Here is an 18,544-nt window from a genome sequence, read left to right on the forward strand (position 1 = left end):
GTCAGTACGAAGGTCGGAATAATGCTGATGTCATCGAACGTCTTGGCATACACGGCATTGATCAACCCGCCCAATGCAAACACAATCGAGGTCATCACTACTGTCGCCACAATCACCCCGAGATGGGCAATATTCAAATCCACAAACAACAGCGAGACGACCGATACGATAAAGCCGACAGCCAGTCCGCGCAGCACACCACCACCAACATAACCGGCAATGATGATATAACTCGGCACCGGTGCAACGAGCAGCTCCTCGATATTATGCTGCAGCTTGGCACTGAAAAACGACGACGCCACATTGGAATACGAGTTGGTGATCACCGACATCATGATCAAGCCCGGCACGATGTACTCCATATAAGTAAAGCCGCCCATCTCACCAATCCGGCTGCCGATCAGGCTGCCAAAGATAATGAAATACAGGGTCATGGTAATTGCCGGCGGCACCAAAGTCTGCACCCAGATCCGGGCAAAGCGGTTTACTTCTTTGTTAATCAAGCTTTTGAAAGCAATCCAAAATTGATGTCTCATGCCTGCTCCCTTTTCTCGGCGGCGACCAAACTAACGAACAACTCCTCCAGGCGATTGGCTTTATTGCGCATCGAGAGCACCTCGACCCCCTGGGTGGTTAGCTGATTAAACACAGTATTAAGCCCTGTTCCCTTAGGAATATCGATCTCCAGGGTATGGTTGTCCGGCATCTTCCACAAAACCTCATCAAGCACCGGCCGCTTACCATTAAGCTTGATATCAAGAATGAAGGTCTCCACCTCTAGCTTGCTCAGCAACTCTTTCATGCTGGTATTCTCGATCAGTACCCCACGATTAATGATCCCGATATTGCGGCATAGCATTTCCGCTTCCTCGAGATAATGGGTCGTCAGGATGATCGTGACACCCTGACGGTTGATTTCTCGCAGAAAGTCCCACATCGAGCGTCTCAGCTCGATATCAACCCCTGCTGTTGGTTCATCAAGGATCAGCAACTTGGGTTCATGCATCAATGCCCGGGCAATCATCAGGCGACGCTTCATACCGCCCGACAGGTTGCGGGACACCTCATTGCGCTTCTCCCATAGATCCAACTGGGTCAGGTACTTCTTCGCCCTCTCCCTGGCCACACCCTTCTCAACCCCGTAGTAACCGGCCTGGTTCACCACGATCTGCTCAACCGTTTCAAACTGATTGAAGTTAAATTCCTGCGGAACCAGCCCCAACTGATTTTTAGCTTCGACCAGTTGGGTATCCAAATCATAGCCAAAGACATTCACCGAACCAGACGTCTTGTTAACTAACGAACTAATGATCCCGATAGTGGTAGACTTGCCAGCACCGTTCGGTCCCAGCAAGGCAAAGAAATCACCCTCTTCAACGGAAAGGCTCATATTTTTCAAAGCCTTAACGCCACCCTTGTAATTTTTACTTACATTTTTTATTTCCAATGCGTTCATAAAATGCAATCTTTATGTTAGAAATTTTCATCAACGGACAACTAATCCGATTTGCTCAGTGACCAGCTTGTGTATAGTGGGGCCGGTTTACATAACTTTCAGCCTCTGCCTGAGCAGGACTGACACTTATGTGAATTGGTATAACAAATGTATCAAACAAAGGCATCATCATGGCAGATATTAAACAGCTATTCGCAAATAATCTCTCTTGGTCAGAGAATATTAAGGAAGAAAAGCCAGAGTTCTTTTCTCATCTAGCAAAAGCTCAGAAACCAGAATACCTATGGATTGGCTGTGCTGACAGCCGTGTACCCGCCGAACGTCTTACCGGCCTGGACTCGGGAGAATTGTTCGTACACCGAAACGTTGCCAACCAGGTTATCCATACCGACTTAAATTGCCTCTCTGTCGTCCAGTACGCTGTTGATGTGCTCAAGGTAAGACACATCATCGTCTGTGGTCACTACGGCTGTGGCGGCGTTACAGCCGCGATTGATAACCCGCAACTAGGGCTTATCAACAACTGGCTGCTTCACATCCGCGACCTATACCTGAAATACCGCAACGAGCTCAGCACCCTGCCTCGTGAGGAGTGGAGCGACAAGCTTTGTGAAATCAACGTTGCTACCCAGGTCTATAACCTCGGCAACTCCACCATCATGCAACAGGCATGGGAACGAGGCCAGCAAGTGAAAATCCATGGCTGGGTCTATGGTATCGGTGACGGTGTACTTCGCGACCTAGGCGTTGCAGCGACCAGCCGCGAAGGCCTGGAAGAAGCCTATAAGACAGCAATGGAAGCCATTTTGCCAGCCCAAGCCTAAACGAAGCTGTACACAGCAACAAAAAAGCGACCTTGTGGTCGCTTTTTATTTGGCTCACAGTAAACCAGTTCTTTTCGATCAGTCTTCCTGTGGTACCACTTTACCGATGTAAGGCAAGTGACGGTACTTCTGGGCATAATCAATCCCCACACCGACCACAAACTCATCCGGGATCTCAAAGCCAACCCACTCGACATCCACCTTCACCTCACGGCGCTCGGGCTTGTCAAGCAGCGTACAGATGCGAATGGAGTTTGGTTCACGTAGCGATAAAATCTCGCAGACTTTATTCAGAGTGTTGCCGGTATCGATGATATCTTCGACCAGCAACACGTCTTTGCCCTGGATATCGTCATCCAAATCCTTCAGGATACGGACGTCACGATTACTTTCCATGGTATTGCCATAACTTGATGCAGTCATGAAGTCGACTTCATGAGGAAGCTCAATCGCACGCGCCAAATCCGCCATAAACACGAAAGAGCCTCGTAGTAAGCCGACCATCACAAGGTTCTCGGAATCCTTGTAACACTCGGTTATTTGCTGTCCCAGCTCTTTGACGCGGGCCTGAACATCCTGCTCAGAAATCATTACTTCAACTGTATGCTTCATCTTTTTCTCCATCAGGACGACTGCATAAGCCGCCTGCAGGCTAACTATCACAACGGATCTCTATTCTAACATTCCTGCCGAACAATAGTTATTTTATCGAAGCTGTCAATTATATGACACAACTTGAACAAAACCAGTTTGAATGCAACTGACTGCTATTGTAAAGTTATTATGTAAAACAAATATATAACTTAAATAAATAATCAAGGCTAGGGAATAAACGAAATGGATACGATCGTCAAAAAGACCAGAACACGTCTTTCTCCAGAAAAACGAAAACAACAGTTGCTTGATTTTGCCTTAGAGGTTTTTGCCCGCCGTGGCATCGGCCGAGCCGGCCATGCCGACATTGCTGAAATGGCCAATGTATCCGTAGCGACCGTATTTAACTATTTCCCGACCCGGGAAGCGCTGGTTGAGCAAGTCCTGACTCAGGTGGAAAATCGCTTCAGTCAGCTGATCACCGAATGTCTGGGCAGCCAGAGCAAGCCGCTCTACCCACGGCTGACTTGCATTACCGACCATCTTATCGATGCGGTCATCGAACAGCAAGACTGGATCAAAGTATGGTTCGAGTGGAGCACCTCTGTTCGTGATGAAATCTGGCCGCAGTTTATCGGCGACAACAAGCAAAGCCATGATCGCCTCGCAGAGATGTTTGCCCAGGGGATTGAACATCAAGAGCTGAATACCCAGCAGTCTCCAGACGAGCTTGCCTGGCAACTACACGGGATCTGCTATGTCCTCTACCTACAAGCCAACATCAACCCGGATCAGGAAAAAATGCGCGAGCAGGCTGCCACATACATTTCAGCGTTATTGGCGAAGTAAATGGCAGCATAAGATCCGCCAAACCCTGATTTTTGATCAACAAGGCCAGCATTTCGCTGGCCTTGATTGTTATACCGAACAGGCTAGCCTGCCATTAGCAGGCAGTCGCGAATACCACTGGCTCGTGGGGCTCGACTTCCACTTTGACACGATCGCCCACCTGCAAGATCAAGTGCGAGTTCACCACTAATGTGTGCCCCTGAAAATCGACGGTATAGCGACAATTATCCCCCATGAACAGCTGCTCGGTGATCACTCCCTGCCCATCCTGCGCCTGTCTCACCTTCAGATTTTGGGGACGCAGCAACCATTCCACACTGGTCTCCTGACCATAAGGCTGTTCGGCCTTCATACCGATCTCACCGAACGGGGTAAACAACAAATTGTCATTCTTAACCGTGGCCGGAAGATACGATCCCGAGCCGAGAAACTCAGCTACAAAACGGCTGCTCGGGTGGTAATACAGATCCGTGGCACAACCGAACTGTTCAATAACACCATGATTCATGACAGCCAGACGATCGGCAAAGGCAAACGCCTCTTCCCGGCTATGGGTCACGAAAATAGCCGTGACACCCTGGGCCTTGAAAATACGCCGGATCTCTTTGATCAGCCCGTGACGCACCTGGGTATCAATATTGGAAAATGGCTCGTCAAGCAGGATCAGGTCGGGCTCGCAGGCCAGAGCCCGGGCAATCGCAACCCGCTGCTGCTGTCCACCCGACAGCTGATGCGGATAACGGCCATCCAGGCCGGTAAGGTGGACCAGCTCGAGCATTTCTTTCACTTTGGCTGCAATACGGCTCTTGTCCCAGTCACGCAGGCCAAAGGCGATATTTTCAGCCACCGTCAAATGGGGAAACAACGCATAGTCCTGAAAAATCATCCCGATATTGCGCTTTTCCGGCGGCAGCCATGTGTGCTGATCGGCAATCGTCCGGCCGTTGATATGGATATCACCACTTTCCAGCGGCAACAGGCCGGCAATGGCCTTGAGCAAGGTCGTCTTGCCGCAGCCACTGGCTCCCAGCAGACAGACGATTTCATTGTCTTTGACTGGCAGAGAGAGGTTCTGTAATACCGCCTGGCCGTTGTAGGTACAGGTCAGGTTTTGAACGGATAATGCATGGCTCATCAGTGTTTCTGCTCCAAAGAACGGTTAACCATTACCAACGGGATCAGGCCAACAATTACCAATAAAATCGCAGGCATGGCAGCCAGTTCCAGCTGTTCGTCCGACGCGAAGTTAAATACATAGGTTGCCAGGGTTTCAAAATTAAACGGTCTCAGCAACAAGGCGGCATTAAGTTCCTTCATCGACTCGATGAAGACTAACAACCCTGCTATCAGGCAGCCCCGGCGAATCAGTGGCAGGTGAACCCGGCGCAGCATCTGGGTCGAGGCATAACCCATGGTTTTCGAAGCCATATCCAGTGACGGCGGCACCTTGGCCAGGCTGCTCTCGATACTGCCGATTGCCACCGCGGCGAAGCGAACAACAAAGGCAAAGATAATCGCGATCATCGTCCCGGAGAACACCAGCCCGGGACGACCGAGACCAAAACTAATAGCAAAATCATTCAGCAGGTGGTCGGCACTGGTCAGCGGAATCATTACCCCAATCGCCAATACCGTCCCCGGCACAGCATAACCCAACGATGAAGCACGGATCGGAACCAGGGTCGACCTGCGACCATCCAGGCGATGGTAGAAATTCACAATCAACGCCAGCATCACAGCAAACAGGGCTGCAGCCAACGACACTACAAGGCTGTTGATGCTGTACTGCTGAAACTCGGCCGTCCAGCTCTCGGCAAAATAATGCCAGGCGTAGTAACCGAGCTGCAGCAACGGCATCACAAAGGCACATCCCACCAGTCCCCAGCACCAGCCCAGGGCCAGCCATTTCTTCGCTCCGGTCAAGCTATAGCGAACATCATCGCCATGCTCGAATTCTTGCTGAAACAGTTTCTGCTTACGCCGGCTAAAGCGCTCGGCACTGATCAGCAAAAAAATAACCATCAACATAATAGCTGAAATTTTCGCCGCCGCATTGAGGTTGGAATAACCCAGCCAGGTATCATATACCGCTGTTGTCAGGGTATTCACAGCGAAATAGCTGACGGTACCAAAATCACCCAGGGTCTCCATCGCCACCAATGACATACCGACAGCGATTGACGGTCGGGCCAGCGGCAGGGAAATACGACGGAAACTATCCCAGGGAGAACAACGCAGCAAACGGGCAGACTGAAGCAAACTGACGCTCTGCTCCATAAAAGCCGCGCGCGAAAGAAGGTAGATATAAGGGTAGAGAACGAGCGCCAGTACCATGCTGGCACCACCGAGAGAGCGGATATCCGGGAACCAGTAGTCATGGATACTCTGCCAGCCAAACACATCACGCAGGAAAATTTGAATCGGCCCGGCATAGTCAAACCAGTCCGTATAGATATAGCCAATTATATAGCCCGGCATGGCCAAAGGCAGGACCAGCGCCCATTGCAGTATTTTTTCACCGGGAAGGCGGCACATCGCCATAATCCAGGCCGCAGGCAGGCCAAACAACAGTGCCAGCAGCACTGTGCCCGACACCAGCCAGAACGTATTGCTGGTATAGGTAGCCATGACGGTGCCCATCAAGTGGGAGAAGACCTCGTCCGACTCACCTATCGCGGTATAGAAAATCGCCAGAATAGGCAAAACCAGCAGTAGGGATAACCCCCAGCCGCTGGTCCGCCAAAACATATATTTTTCTTTCATTGCTTACTACTTAGTATCCTTTGCAATAAATTTATGGCGTCGCTACAACCCGATGCTGCAATAGAACCACACGAAAACCCCTACTTTTTTTCGGGATAGTGAAGCTACCATAAGTTATTGGAAAAGATACTAGGGCTAAAGCAAAAATGGGGCATCTCGCCCCATTTTTATGTAACAACTTACAGATCAAACTTCACTTCATCTAGCAGTTTGATTGCTGTGCTGTGGTAGTCTGCCACTTTTTCAAGCGATAGATCGTCAGCCTGGAAGTCACCCCAAGATGCAACCAGCTCAGAGCGCTTAACGCCATCTTTAACCGGGTACTCATAGTTCACTTCAGCGTACATCTGCTGGGCTTTATCGCCAGTCAGGAATTCCATCAGCTTCTGCGCGTTATCCTTGTTAGGCGCGTACTTAGCCATTGCCATACCGCTGACGTTAACGTGTGTACCGTCTGCTTTCTGGCCAGGGAAGTTGATGTAAACCGCTTCAGCCCATGCCTTCTGCTTCTCGTCGTTAACCATCTTGCCTAGGTAGTAGCTGTTGCCGATCGCCAGATCACAAAGGCCTTCCTTCACAGCCTTAACCTGCGCACGGTCGTTGCCCTGAGGTTTACGAGCAAGGTTAGCTTTAACGCCTTCCAGCCACTCTTTGGTTTCAGCTTCACCGTGGTTGGCAATCATTGAAGAAACCAGAGAAACATTGTACGGGTGCTTACCAGAGCGAGTACAAATCTTACCTTTCCACTCAGGCTTCGCCAGATCAGCATAGTCAAAGTCCGCAGGCAGGCGACCTACACGGTCACGAGAAGAGTACACGTTACGTGAACGCAGTGTCAGCGCAAACCACTCATCTTCGCTATCACGGTATTGAGCCGGTACGTTTTGCTCAATGACTTTGCTATCAACAGGCTGAACCAGGTTCTTGTTTGCCAGCTCAACCAGACGGCTGATATCAGTTGTCAGAATCATATCTGCTGGGCTGTATTCGCCTTCTTGCTGCAGCTTCTCTGCCAAACCTTTTTTCGCGAATTTCACGTTAACCTTGATGCCGGTTTCTTTTGTGAATTCGTTAAACATTGGCTCAACCAGGAAAGGCTGACGATAAGAGTATACATTCACTTCTTCAGCAGCAGTTGCTACCTGAGGAGCAGCCAAACCAAGCAGAATCGCCGATGCCAACAGCTTTTTCATTAATCCATCCCTTAATGCAAAATGTAATGATAATGTTTATCAATATCGAAGTAATTATACTGTAGCACAAGGTTAAAACAATGCGTGATTACAATTAAACACAAAAAAAATGCTGCCATTTGGCAGCATTTTTAAAAGATGTGAACTAAATATATGTTACTGGTTTCCTAGTTATTCAGTAACTTGTCTATCGTTTCATCACACTTAATTCACTTTGTTCATATCAAGCTATAGTCTTATTTTACGCTAACAAATTCAGGGTAGGCGTCGATACCACAGTCATGCAGATCCATACCCGCCATCTCTTCTTCTTCCGTCACACGGATACCCATTGTGGCTTTCAGTACCGCCCAGACCGCGAAGCTTGTTACAAATACCCAGCCGAAGATAACTGCCGCACCCAGTAGCTGAGCACCGAACGTAGCATCAGCATTGTTGAAAGGTACCACCATCAGGCCGAAGAAACCGCACACACCGTGAACAGAGATAGCACCGACAGGGTCATCGATTTTGATTTTATCCAGACCGATGATGCTAAACACAACCAGCGCACCTGAAACCACCCCGATAACAACCGCTGACATAGGTGACGGAGATAGCGGGTCAGCCGTAATAGCAACCAGACCAGCCAGAGCACCATTCAATACCATAGTCAGATCCGCTTTACCCCAGGTTGTCTTACACACAGCCAAGGCTGCGATAGCACCGGCTGCAGCCGCCGCATTGGTGTTAAGGAAGATCTGGCCCACTGCCGTTGCATTTTCAAAGTCAGATACCATCAGCTGCGAACCGCCGTTGAAACCGAACCAGCCGAACCACAAGATAAAGGTACCCAGAGTTGCCAGCGGCATGTTTGAGCCCGGGATAGGGTTAATTGTACCGTTCTTGCCGTACTTACCTTTACGGGCACCCAGCAGTAGCACACCAGCCAACGCAGCCGCCGCACCAGCCATGTGCACGATACCCGAGCCGGCAAAGTCACTGAAGCCAGCTTCTGACAGGAAGCCTCCGCCCCAAGTCCAGTATCCTTCAACCGGGTAGATAAAGGCCGTCAGAATGACTGAAAAAATGAGGAACGACCATAGTTTCATACGCTCGGCCACAGCACCGGATACCACCGACATCGCTGTTGCCACGAACACTACCTGGAAGAAGAAGTCAGATTCCAGCGAGTGATCCGCACCTTCTGCCTGGGAGCCTATCAGGGCACCTATCGATGGCAGCCAGCCACCTTCACCGTTATCGACGTACATGATGTTGTAGCCCACCAGCAGATACATGGTACAGGCGATCGAATACAGGCAGAAATTTTTGGTCAGAATTTCAGTGGTGTTCTTCGAGCGAACCAGACCGGCTTCGAGCATTGCAAAGCCTGCCGCCATCCACATCACCAAAGCACCTGACATCAAGAAAAAGAATGTATCGAGCGCATAACGCAGCTCTGTTACCGTTGTTGATAGTTCCATGGTCATCATCCCCTATTCGTCCAATTCTTATAAGGCTTCTAGATCTGTTTCACCGGTACGGATCCGTACGGCATGATCAAGGTCATAAACAAAAATCTTCCCGTCACCAATTTTTCCGGTTTGAGCGGCTTTTGAAATGGCTTCTACAATGGCTTCCAAGTTTTCTGCCTGAGTCGCAATTTCCAGCTTCACTTTAGGCAGGAAGTCCACCTGATATTCTGCGCCGCGGTATAGCTCGGTGTGACCTTTCTGACGGCCAAATCCCTTGACCTCGGAGACTGTCATCCCCTCAACACCGACGTCTGCCAGCGCTTCTCGGACGTCATCCAACTTAAATGGTTTAATGATTGCATTTATCAATTTCATTGCCTGCTCCTTACCTTCTGAATTCCTTTCCGATTACAGTCGATTAACAAACAAGCTTTGTGCCAACTTTTTATTTTGTTATATTTCAGCCGCTTAAATAAATATGTTAAAAACAACGAAAAAGGGCCGCACCTTTATGGTGCAGCCCTTTCACTGAAAAGAAGCAAATTGTGCAGAGTCAGACGATGGCCGTCAGAAGCGGGTGACAAATGCACGCCAGGCATGCAACATCTGCTCGAGATCCTCAAATCCACACAGAGACATACATTCATCATCATAAAAATTCATGTCTTCATCTAACTCGGTATCGTCTTCAGAAAACAGGTAGTTAGCTTGGACAAGTGCTTCATTGTCCTGCAGGCTCAGGGTAAGATCCTCTCCCACCAGCCGCCATTCACGGGTGCTGTTTTTCAGCGCACCAATTTGGGCCAAAATAGCGTCGATCTTAGAAAAGTCTTTTCCCACTTCTTCGATTAACCAGCGCCCCAGAGCCTCATGGCCCATAGAAAAAATGGCGTGATAGCTACCGTCCAGGGTATTTTTCTTAAATTCGTAGTCCATAGCTATCCTCTCTGTCATCATTCAGTACCCAGCAGCTGGATAAGCTTGGTACAATAAAATACGCCGCAACTTGCCCGCTTGCAGGCCGGAGCCGGGTTTAGCTCGGAGCCAATCGCAATAAAGTCCGCACATTGTCAGGATCTGGAACAAGAATGCAACTAAATGCCACCATTGCCCGACAGATTGTCGAGCGCACCAAGCAAATCATTCGCCATTCCGTCAATGTGATGGACGAACATGGCAGGATCATCGGCTCGACGGATCCGAATCGCCTCAACCAACGCCACGAAGGTGCCGTTCTCGCCCTGGATGATAGTCGGATTGTCGAGATAGACACCACGATGTCCCGGCAGCTCAAGGGAGTCAAACCGGGGATCAACCTGCCGATTGTTTTTCAGGAGCAGACGATTGGCGTCATCGGGATCTCCGGCGAGCCCGAACAAGTACGCAGCTACGGCGAACTGGTCAAAATGACCGCCGAGCTGATTGTCGAGCACCAGGCACTGATATCCAAACTTCAGTGGAACAAGCGCCACCGCGAAGAACTGGTACTACAGCTTATCCAGGGCGATGAGCTCAGCGAAAACCAGCGGCTTGCTATCGCCGAGCCCCTGGCTTTGGATCTGTCCCAACCGCGTGTTGCCGCTATTGTCCAAGCCTTTCCCACCCAGGGGGAGAGCCTGTCTACCGAACACCTGCAGCGTCTAGTCCAGTTGCTTGAACAACCAGAGCACAACAACCTTATCGGTATCTCGTCCGTTTCGATGAACGAAGTTGTGGTGCTGCTGCCGATCTCACTTGATACGGATGGCTGGTCTAAGCCCCTGGCACAAAAACAGATCAACAAACTGCTAAAAAGCCTTGCCAAAGAAGACGGTTTTACCACTCAAATGGCGCTGGGCGACTATTTTTCCGGTTTGGAAGGCTGGTCTAAATCCTACCAGACGGCCAAGGCGACCATGGAAAGCCATTCCGGCTCACCTGGCGGGAAAAATACGGTTGTGTTCTATCAAGATCATATCCTGCCGGTATTGCTCAGTTCCCTTCGAGATGATAACTGGCGATACGAGCAGCTACGCCATCCTCTGCTTGAGCTGCAAAAAAACGATCCTCGCGGTATCTTGCTCAAAACGCTCAAGGTCTATTTTGGCCACAATTGTGATTTGGCCCAAACGTGCGAATCCTTACATATCCACCGCAATACCCTGCGCTACAGGCTGGACAAGATTGAGCAGGTAACCGCATTAAGATTCAGCGATATAAGTGAAAAAACACGTTTGTATCTGGCAGTCATCAGCCACAACTACTAGCCAGCGTTGTGCTAACGCACAAAAAAAAAGGCATAAAAACACTGATTATCTGTCTTTTCTGCCAAAGAATTCATTCGCCTGAACAGGTAAAGTTTACGCTAATGACTATTTAAGATCGCTTGCAAGGCTGCCAGAGCCTCCCTCAAGCGACAATACTGCCCACCGCTGGCCTGGAGGTTTCTCACCATGAAAATTGTAATTGCCCCTGACTCATACAAAGAAAGCCTGACGGCGATGGAAGTCGCCACTGCTATTGAGGCGGGGTTCCGGCAAGTGCTGCCTGATGCCGAGTACCACAAGCTCCCGATGGCTGATGGCGGTGAAGGGACTGTGCAGTCACTGGTTGATGCCACTGGCGGCTCGATTATCAAGCAACAGGTAACAGGCCCACTCGGTGAACAGGTCAACGGTTTTTACGGGTTAATGGGTGACGGAAAAACCGCAGTCATTGAAATGGCAGCCGCTTCCGGCCTGCATCTGGTATCTCCTGAACAACGTAACCCGCTGCTAACCACGACATTTGGCACCGGGGAGCTGATCAAAGCAGCTCTCGACAATGGCGTAGAGCATATTATTGTCGGTATCGGCGGCAGTGCCACTAACGACGGCGGTATCGGAATGGCCCAGGCACTCGGGATAAACATGCTGGACGCCGAAGGTAATAAACTTGGCTATGGCGGCGGCGAGCTAGCACGGCTTGCCACTATCGACACCAGCTGCCTTGATCCCCGACTAGCTGACATCAAACTGGAAATTGCCTGCGATGTCGATAATCCGCTATGCGGCCCCAAAGGTGCTTCCCACGTATTCGGCCCGCAAAAAGGGGCCACTCCCGAGATGATCCAGCAGCTCGACAGCAACCTTGCCCGATACGCAGGCATCATCAAAGATCAATTGGATCGTGACGTCAAAGATATGGCCGGAGCCGGTGCTGCCGGTGGCCTTGGTGCCGCCCTGCTTGGCCTGCTCGATGCCAGCCTGCGTCCGGGGATCGATATCGTTATGGATGCGATCAATCTGGCTGGCACCGTCGCCGATGCAGATCTGGTCATTACCGGCGAAGGACGAATAGACAGTCAGACTATTCACGGCAAGACCCCGATTGGCGTCGCCCGCACGGCAAAGCAATTCCATATCCCGGTGATCGGTATTGCCGGCTGCCTGTCCGATGATTGTGATGTGGTCTACGACCACGGTATCGATGCCGTCTTCTGTGTTGTACCGCGCGCAATGGCACTCAGCGAGGCACTGGAAGAAGCGGCGTTCAATGTCCAGGTGACGGCACGTAATGTCGCGGCAATGATAACGCTCGGAAAACAATAGAATACGGTATGTAATATGGCCGCTTGTATTCATGAGCGGCAAACAAAAAGCCCTCGCATTGCGATGGCTTTGTTATTGGAGGTTGGTCCGGTTTGCGATTATACAGCAGCCTGAATAATCACATCATCCGCTTTCTTGGTGTAACTCTCCATACGGTGGAAGTTCAGGTAGCGATAGGTATCCGCAGCTGTCGCATCAATTTGCTTCGCATACTCCAGGTACTCTTCCTTGGTCGGGATACGACCCAGAATAGCACCGACAGCAGCCAGCTCGGCTGAAGACAGATACACATTGGCACCAGTACCCAAACGGTTCGGGAAGTTACGGGTTGAAGTCGACATCACCGTCGCTTTATCCGCAACACGCGCCTGGTTACCCATACACAGCGAACATCCCGGCGTTTCAATACGTACCCCGGCACGGCCAAAGATGCCGTAGTAGCCTTCTTCAGTCAGCTGATCCTTATCCATCTTCGTTGGCGGCGCAACCCACAAACGGGTATCTAGCTGACCACCGAACTTCTCTAGCAGTTTACCTGCCGCACGGAAGTGGCCGATGTTGGTCATACAAGATCCGATAAAGACTTCGTCGATCTCGGTTCCATGAACCTCAGACAGCAAACGGGCATCATCCGGATCGTTCGGCGCACACAGAATCGGCTCGTTGATTTCCGCCAGATCGATTTCAATCACATGCGCGTACTCAGCATCTTTATCTGCTTCCATCAGCTCAGGATTCGCCAACCACTCTTCCATCGCCGTGATACGACGCTCGATAGTGCGGCGATCGCCATAACCTTCAGCGATCATCCACTTCAGCATGACGATGTTAGAGTTCAGGTACTCGGCAATAGACTCTTCAGACAGCTTGACGGTACAACCCGCCGCACTACGCTCTGCAGAGGCATCAGAAAGCTCGAACGCCTGCTCGACAGTCAGGTGTTCAACACCTTCGATTTCCAGTACTCGACCTGAGAATTCGTTGATCTTACCGGCTTTCTCAACCGTCAGCAGACCCTGCTTTATCGCATAGTAAGGGATTGCATGAACCAGATCACGCAGGGTGATCCCTTCTTGCATCTCGCCTTTGAAGCGAACCAGAATAGATTCCGGCATATCAAGCGGCATCACACCCGTTGCTGCAGCAAACGCCACCAAACCAGAACCGGCCGGGAACGAGATACCCAGCGGGAAGCGGGTATGGGAGTCACCACCGGTACCAACAGTATCAGGCAGTAGCATACGGTTTAGCCAAGAGTGGATAACACCATCACCCGGACGCAGAGAAACACCACCACGGTTCATAATGAAGTCAGGTAACGTATGGTGGGTGTTCACATCAATCGGTTTCGGATAGGCCGAGGTGTGACAGAACGACTGCATAGTTAGCTCTGCAGAGAAGCCCAGACAAGCCAGATCTTTTAGCTCGTCACGGGTCATCGGACCGGTCGTATCCTGAGAACCAACAGTGGTCATCTTAGGCTCACAATAGGTGCCCGGACGAACGCCCTCAACACCACATGCCTTACCGACCATTTTCTGAGCCAAGCTATAGCCTTTACCGGTATCAGCAACTGCACCCGGACGGCGGAACACATCAGAAGATACCAGGCCAAGTGACTGACGGGCACGATCTGTCAGGCCACGGCCAATGATCAGCGGAATACGGCCACCGGCACGCACTTCGTCAATCAGAACATCGGTCTTCAGTTCAAATGTTGATACCAGTTCGTCGTTGTCGTGGCGGCGAACTTCACCTTTGTACGGGTAGACATCAATAACATCACCCATGTTTAGCGCAGTGACATCGACTTCGATTGGCAGTGCGCCGGCATCTTCCATGGTGTTAAAGAAGATTGGCGCAATCTTGCCGCCCAGTACATAGCCACCGGCACGCTTGTTCGGCACATACGGAATATCGTCACCCATGAACCACAGCACAGAGTTGGTGGCCGACTTACGGGAAGAACCGGTACCGACAACATCACCAACATACACCAGCTGGTGACCTTTTTCTTTCAGCGCTTCGATTTGCTTAACCGGACCAATCGCGCCAGGCTGCTCAGGCTCAATACCTTCACGTTCGTTCTTCAGCATCGCCAAAGCATGCAGCGGAATATCCGGACGCGACCAGGCGTCTGGTGCCGGAGACAGGTCATCGGTATTTGTTTCACCGGTGACCTTAAACACGGTCAGGGTTATTTTTTCAGCCAGTTCTGGCTTAGACAGGAACCATTCTGCATCTGCCCATGACTGGATAACTTGCTTGGCAAACTCGTTGCCTGCTTTCGCTTTCTCTTCCACATCGTAGAAAGCGTCGAACATCAACAGCGTATGGGAAAGGGCTTTAACGGCGATAGGAGCAAGCTCGCTATCATCAAGAAGTGCAATCAGCGGTTCAATGTTGTAACCACCTTGCATGGTGCCCAATAGCTCAGCCGCTTTTGCTTTGCTGACAATCGAAGATGCAGCTTCACCTTTGGTTAAGGCTGCGAGGAAACCGGCTTTCACATACGCCGCTTCATCAACACCTGGGGGAATACGGTTTTCAAACAGATCCAGCAGGAAGGCTTCTTCACCCGCTGGTGGATTTTTCAGGAGCTCAACCAGAGCTGCAACCTGCTCAGCATCGAGTGGTTTAGCAACAACTCCTTCTGCAGCACGTTCTTCGACGTGTTTACGGTAGGCTTCAAGCACGACATATTCCTCTTATTTCGGTTTAGCCTTGTGGCCAAACATCCTTGGAAGTGATTGATCCATTCTGCACAATGCGCCCTGTCATTCTTCTTACTAAGCGCACACTACAGGCAGAAGAGACCAAAACCGTTCAACCAGCATACCATTTTTAACTTAAAATTAAAAATCACCCTCATTTTACAACATTCACACTTTAAGCATAATTATGGCGTAATGCCTACGACTTTAGCCTTATAACGCCCCGCCAAAGAACAGATAAAAGGCATTGTTATTCTGCTCCGTCTGGCCGTATGCGAAGATAAGCGGCCCAAACGGCGTCGTAATACCGGAGAACACACTGCCGGCCCAATACATCGGGGCTTCGTTGAGCGGGATATCGCTATCGTTATACACCCCGCCCCACTCCACGGAACTGCCGACATAAACTGTCGATTTGAACAGCCCGAAGTCCTGATCCAGCAGGTGGTAACGATAAACAAGAGCAGAAAAAAGTTTGTTGTTTCCAGACAGACTATTTTTCGGGATCCCCGAAAGATTCAGAAAACCGCCAAGCTCTTTGGGATCCAGGCTTAGGTTTTCAACTGACTTCACTCTGCCAATTTCAGCCTTACCCATGAGGGTATGATCCCCTATTGTATAGGCGCCCTTCCACTTGGCATCGATATGGTAAGCAAGATCAGTCAGCTCCAGCCCCAAAAACTCGTTGCTGTCATCCGATGCGGCAAGCTCAACCTGTAACAAATTTCCGCGTTTTGGCAGCATAAACTCATCCAGGGTATCGAGGGTATAGCTCACATATCCAACTTGGCTTTCCCGCTTCTCCTTGCCAAGATCACCAAAAATTCCCGGAAATTCAGTTTCGCCATAGATATAGCGAAGACCGATCCGAAACTCCTGCCATAATTCCGGTTGCCAGCCAAACGAAGCATCCAGAATCGTGTCGTTATAAGTTGCCGGAATAAAGCTGTCGATACCTTCGAGACTCGGCTCCTCGCCAGTGGCGGTCACATTCTTCTCTGAGTTTTTATACTCGGCACTGAGCTGGCTAAACCATTCCTGATTCTTAATAAACGGCAGGTACAACCCAGTCGCAATCCGTTTATCGGTCCCGTATTCCAGCTCGGTCCGCCATTCTGCCCCGGCCTCACTCAGCCCGGTCACATAAAACGCCACACCTAAGGAAAAATCTGTACTGTTTTCGAAGTCATCTTCTAAAGCAAACCGAAGATCAATAAAGTTAGGCCCCCAACTCTTTTCCTTGACCTCAACCAACACCACATTCTCGCCGCCATCACTCTGGATCCGGTAATCAATCCGCTCGAAACGATCGAGGGCGTACAGGTTACGTACGCTTTCTGCCAGCTCTTCCGAGCTGATCCGCGAACCCGGCTCGAGCTCCAGCCGATCCAGCAACACCTGATCGGAATAATGGCTGTTGTTAACCAGCTGGATATCATCCACCACAAGTTGATCAAGGTGATTAAGCGAGCGGCGCTTAAGCTGTTTTCGATCTATATAGTTCTGATACCAAATCGAGCCCCCCAAGCCTTTTAATTGTTCTGCCAGTGCCATGGCCGCCGCATAACCGTTTTCAAATGCAACCGGCATAAGATCAAAATCCGCCGTTGTGATCTCTTGGATATCAGGGCGGATCAGCACATCCCTGTCAGATAACAGTTTAATCTGTCGGGTCGCATTATCGCGCACCATGAAATCGGTCAGTTGATCCATCACGGCAAAGTAATTATTGAGCTCATCACGACGCTTAAACTCATTGCTGATATCAACGGCAATCACAATATCAGCCCCCATCGCCTTTACGACGGAAACAGGCAGGTTATTGGTGATACCGCCATCTACCAGCAGCTTGTCACCCAGCTCCATCGGTGGCAGCAGCCCCGGGATTGACATACTGGCCTGCATCACCTCAGCCAAATCGCCGCTCTCCAGTACAACCGGCTCTAAGTTTTCGATATCCGTCGCCACCGCACGATAGGGAATGGGCAGCCGATCAAAGCTCTTCATCGTCGGCAGATTGCCAGATGTAGTGCGCAGAATCTCCCCCATGCTCTGTCCCTGAACGAAACCGCGAGGAACCTTCAGCTCCCAAAAATCAAAGCCAATTTCGCTACTGACCTGAAAGCGGTCTTCCTGCTGCTTCTCCCTGACCCGGCGATCGCTACGCTGGACCCGATCCTCGTAACCTTTGTCCCAGTCCACCGTCGTCAGCAGCGCCTCGATATCATCGGCACTCATACCGGTCGCATACAAGCCGCCCACATAGGCCCCCATACTGGTACCCACGATATAGTCCACAGGGATCTGCATATCTTCCAGCGCCTTGAGCACCCCGATATGGGCAGCTCCCTTGGCCCCCCCGCCACCGAGCACAACCCCTATTTTTGGCCGTTCTGCAGCAAAAACAGGCTGATAGAATAGCACCTGAATTAATGTGAGAATTATCACTAAAGTAATGTAACGACTTGGCAGATACATGCACAGAGAGAGATTTCTAACAGATGGCTTTATTTGGGTCATTGGCAACTTTTTCCATGAACGAGCAGTTCGTTCATTACTATATCGATAAGCAGCTAGCATTATGAAGTTCAACCAGCTCACCATTAAACAAAAACTTATTATGGCGATGATCCTCGCCGTACTTGCCTCAACAGTCCTTGTTGGCGCTATTGGTCAAAACCAAGCCCGCAGCGTGGTAGAAAGCCGTTTGCTTGAATCAGAGCTACCGGCAAACCTGATGCAGATCCGCAATACTATCGACAAGGAAGTGTCACTGCTACAGTCCGCGGCGCAACAATTGGCAACAAACCGTTTTATTACGGATATGTATAAAGAAAACGGCCGCCCGCAGCAAGAAGAACGACTGATTAAACAGCTCAATGATATCAGAACTCAATATAACCTGTTTGACGCGTCTGTAGCGGACCGTACGACAGGCAACTACTGGAACCAGAATGGCTTTCTTCGCCGCCTGAACCAGCAGCAGGACAGCTGGTTCTACGGCTTTACCGGCAGCGGCAACGCCAAAATGCTCAACGTATTCCAGGAAGCGAACGGCGAGGTCAAACTGTTTGTTAACTATCAGCAACTTAACGGTCGCGGTATGGCGGGCCTATCAAAGTCTA

15 protein-coding genes and 1 pseudogene are annotated in these 18,544 nt (G+C 50.4%); 5 read left to right on the forward strand and 11 right to left on the reverse strand.

The window, feature by feature from the left end; translation table 11 throughout:
- Together MHN01_RS04105 and MHN01_RS04110 are read right to left on the reverse strand one after the other, a co-directional pair.
- Nucleotides 1-536: ABC transporter permease (locus MHN01_RS04105; protein ID WP_239410159.1), on the reverse strand; the 536-nt coding region annotated here is incomplete at its 3' end.
- Nucleotides 533-1,456 carry an ABC transporter ATP-binding protein gene (locus MHN01_RS04110; protein WP_239410160.1) on the reverse strand — a complete coding sequence of 308 codons (924 nt, stop codon included), beginning with the start codon at nucleotides 1,454-1,456 and terminating at the stop codon, nucleotides 533-535. The genes MHN01_RS04110 and MHN01_RS04105, both read right to left, overlap by 4 nt.
- A 170-nt stretch (nucleotides 1,457-1,626) precedes the next feature.
- Between MHN01_RS04110 and can the strand changes: the two genes are divergently transcribed.
- Nucleotides 1,627-2,280, forward strand: coding sequence for a carbonate dehydratase (gene can, locus MHN01_RS04115; protein WP_239410161.1), 654 nt, complete (start codon nucleotides 1,627-1,629; stop codon nucleotides 2,278-2,280).
- Between the two features lie 78 nt (nucleotides 2,281-2,358).
- Here can and hpt read toward each other — a convergent pair whose 3' ends face one another.
- A complete protein-coding gene (gene hpt / locus MHN01_RS04120) occupies nucleotides 2,359-2,892 on the reverse strand; it encodes a hypoxanthine phosphoribosyltransferase (protein WP_239410162.1) in 534 nt (177 codons plus the stop codon).
- 225 nt (nucleotides 2,893-3,117) lie between these two features.
- Between hpt and MHN01_RS04125 the strand changes: the two genes are divergently transcribed.
- The gene (locus tag MHN01_RS04125) at nucleotides 3,118-3,723 is read left to right on the forward strand and encodes a TetR/AcrR family transcriptional regulator (RefSeq protein ID WP_239410163.1); all 606 of its coding nucleotides are present in this window, start codon (nucleotides 3,118-3,120) and stop codon (nucleotides 3,721-3,723) included.
- 94 nt (nucleotides 3,724-3,817) lie between these two features.
- On the opposite strand, the gene MHN01_RS04130 is transcribed toward MHN01_RS04125, so the two are convergent.
- From MHN01_RS04130 to MHN01_RS04155, 6 genes are all read right to left on the reverse strand, one after another.
- The gene (locus tag MHN01_RS04130) at nucleotides 3,818-4,858 is read right to left on the reverse strand and encodes an ABC transporter ATP-binding protein (RefSeq protein ID WP_239410164.1); all 1,041 of its coding nucleotides are present in this window, start codon (nucleotides 4,856-4,858) and stop codon (nucleotides 3,818-3,820) included.
- Entirely contained in the window at nucleotides 4,858-6,486 is a 1,629-nt protein-coding gene (locus MHN01_RS04135; RefSeq protein WP_239410165.1) for an iron ABC transporter permease, read from the reverse strand. Before MHN01_RS04135 ends, MHN01_RS04130 begins: the two co-directional genes overlap by 1 nt.
- A 179-nt stretch (nucleotides 6,487-6,665) precedes the next feature.
- Entirely contained in the window at nucleotides 6,666-7,679 is a 1,014-nt protein-coding gene (locus tag MHN01_RS04140; protein ID WP_239410166.1) for a Fe(3+) ABC transporter substrate-binding protein, read from the reverse strand.
- A gap of 236 nt (nucleotides 7,680-7,915) precedes the next feature.
- Nucleotides 7,916-9,145 carry an ammonium transporter gene (locus tag MHN01_RS04145; RefSeq protein WP_239410167.1) on the reverse strand — a complete coding sequence of 410 codons (1,230 nt, stop codon included), beginning with the start codon at nucleotides 9,143-9,145 and terminating at the stop codon, nucleotides 7,916-7,918.
- Nucleotides 9,146-9,172: 27 nt separating this feature from the next.
- A complete protein-coding gene (locus tag MHN01_RS04150) occupies nucleotides 9,173-9,511 on the reverse strand; it encodes a P-II family nitrogen regulator (protein ID WP_075762333.1) in 339 nt (112 codons plus the stop codon).
- A 192-nt stretch (nucleotides 9,512-9,703) separates the two neighbouring features.
- On the reverse strand, nucleotides 9,704-10,072 hold the full coding sequence (locus MHN01_RS04155; protein ID WP_239410168.1) for a YacL family protein: 369 nt from the start codon (nucleotides 10,070-10,072) through the stop codon (nucleotides 9,704-9,706).
- Nucleotides 10,073-10,224: 152 nt separating this feature from the next.
- Between MHN01_RS04155 and MHN01_RS04160 the strand changes: the two genes are divergently transcribed.
- Both MHN01_RS04160 and MHN01_RS04165 read left to right on the forward strand, forming a co-directional pair.
- Nucleotides 10,225-11,382, forward strand: a complete 1,158-nt coding sequence (locus MHN01_RS04160; protein WP_239410169.1) for a sugar diacid recognition domain-containing protein — start codon at nucleotides 10,225-10,227, stop codon at nucleotides 11,380-11,382.
- A gap of 186 nt (nucleotides 11,383-11,568) precedes the next feature.
- Nucleotides 11,569-12,705: a glycerate kinase gene (locus tag MHN01_RS04165; RefSeq protein ID WP_239410170.1), complete on the forward strand. Its 1,137-nt coding sequence runs from the start codon at nucleotides 11,569-11,571 to the stop codon at nucleotides 12,703-12,705.
- A 98-nt stretch (nucleotides 12,706-12,803) separates the two neighbouring features.
- Here the strand turns inward: MHN01_RS04165 and acnB are convergent, their stop codons facing one another.
- Nucleotides 12,804-15,401, reverse strand: coding sequence for a bifunctional aconitate hydratase 2/2-methylisocitrate dehydratase (gene acnB / locus MHN01_RS04170; protein ID WP_239410171.1), 2,598 nt, complete (start codon nucleotides 15,399-15,401; stop codon nucleotides 12,804-12,806).
- A 231-nt stretch (nucleotides 15,402-15,632) separates the two neighbouring features.
- Nucleotides 15,633-17,939: a patatin-like phospholipase family protein gene (locus MHN01_RS04175; protein WP_239410172.1), complete on the reverse strand. Its 2,307-nt coding sequence runs from the start codon at nucleotides 17,937-17,939 to the stop codon at nucleotides 15,633-15,635.
- Nucleotides 17,940-18,000: 61 nt separating this feature from the next.
- Between MHN01_RS04175 and MHN01_RS04180 the strand changes: the two are divergent.
- Nucleotides 18,001-18,544: pseudogene (locus MHN01_RS04180) on the forward strand (methyl-accepting chemotaxis protein); the annotation flags it as partial.

Source organism: Photobacterium sp. OFAV2-7 (genome assembly GCF_022347985.1).
GTDB lineage: Bacteria > Pseudomonadota > Gammaproteobacteria > Enterobacterales > Vibrionaceae > Photobacterium.

Bases quoted from the DNA above. Each gene is read 5' to 3' on its own strand.
- MHN01_RS04160 (WP_239410169.1), top strand. From the start codon at position 10,225: ATGCAACTAAATGCCACCATTGCCCGACAGATTGTCGAGCGCACCAAG.
- MHN01_RS04155 (WP_239410168.1), bottom strand. From the start codon at position 10,072: ATGGACTACGAATTTAAGAAAAATACCCTGGACGGTAGCTATCACGCC.
- MHN01_RS04150 (WP_075762333.1), bottom strand. From the start codon at position 9,511: ATGAAATTGATAAATGCAATCATTAAACCATTTAAGTTGGATGACGTC.
- MHN01_RS04175 (WP_239410172.1), bottom strand. From the start codon at position 17,939: ATGACCCAAATAAAGCCATCTGTTAGAAATCTCTCTCTGTGCATGTAT.
- MHN01_RS04140 (WP_239410166.1), bottom strand. From the start codon at position 7,679: ATGAAAAAGCTGTTGGCATCGGCGATTCTGCTTGGTTTGGCTGCTCCT.
- MHN01_RS04130 (WP_239410164.1), bottom strand. From the start codon at position 4,858: ATGAGCCATGCATTATCCGTTCAAAACCTGACCTGTACCTACAACGGC.
- hpt (WP_239410162.1), bottom strand. From the start codon at position 2,892: ATGAAGCATACAGTTGAAGTAATGATTTCTGAGCAGGATGTTCAGGCC.
- MHN01_RS04165 (WP_239410170.1), top strand. From the start codon at position 11,569: ATGAAAATTGTAATTGCCCCTGACTCATACAAAGAAAGCCTGACGGCG.
- MHN01_RS04125 (WP_239410163.1), top strand. From the start codon at position 3,118: ATGGATACGATCGTCAAAAAGACCAGAACACGTCTTTCTCCAGAAAAA.
- can (WP_239410161.1), top strand. From the start codon at position 1,627: ATGGCAGATATTAAACAGCTATTCGCAAATAATCTCTCTTGGTCAGAG.
- MHN01_RS04135 (WP_239410165.1), bottom strand. From the start codon at position 6,486: ATGAAAGAAAAATATATGTTTTGGCGGACCAGCGGCTGGGGGTTATCC.
- MHN01_RS04145 (WP_239410167.1), bottom strand. From the start codon at position 9,145: ATGGAACTATCAACAACGGTAACAGAGCTGCGTTATGCGCTCGATACA.
- MHN01_RS04110 (WP_239410160.1), bottom strand. From the start codon at position 1,456: ATGAACGCATTGGAAATAAAAAATGTAAGTAAAAATTACAAGGGTGGC.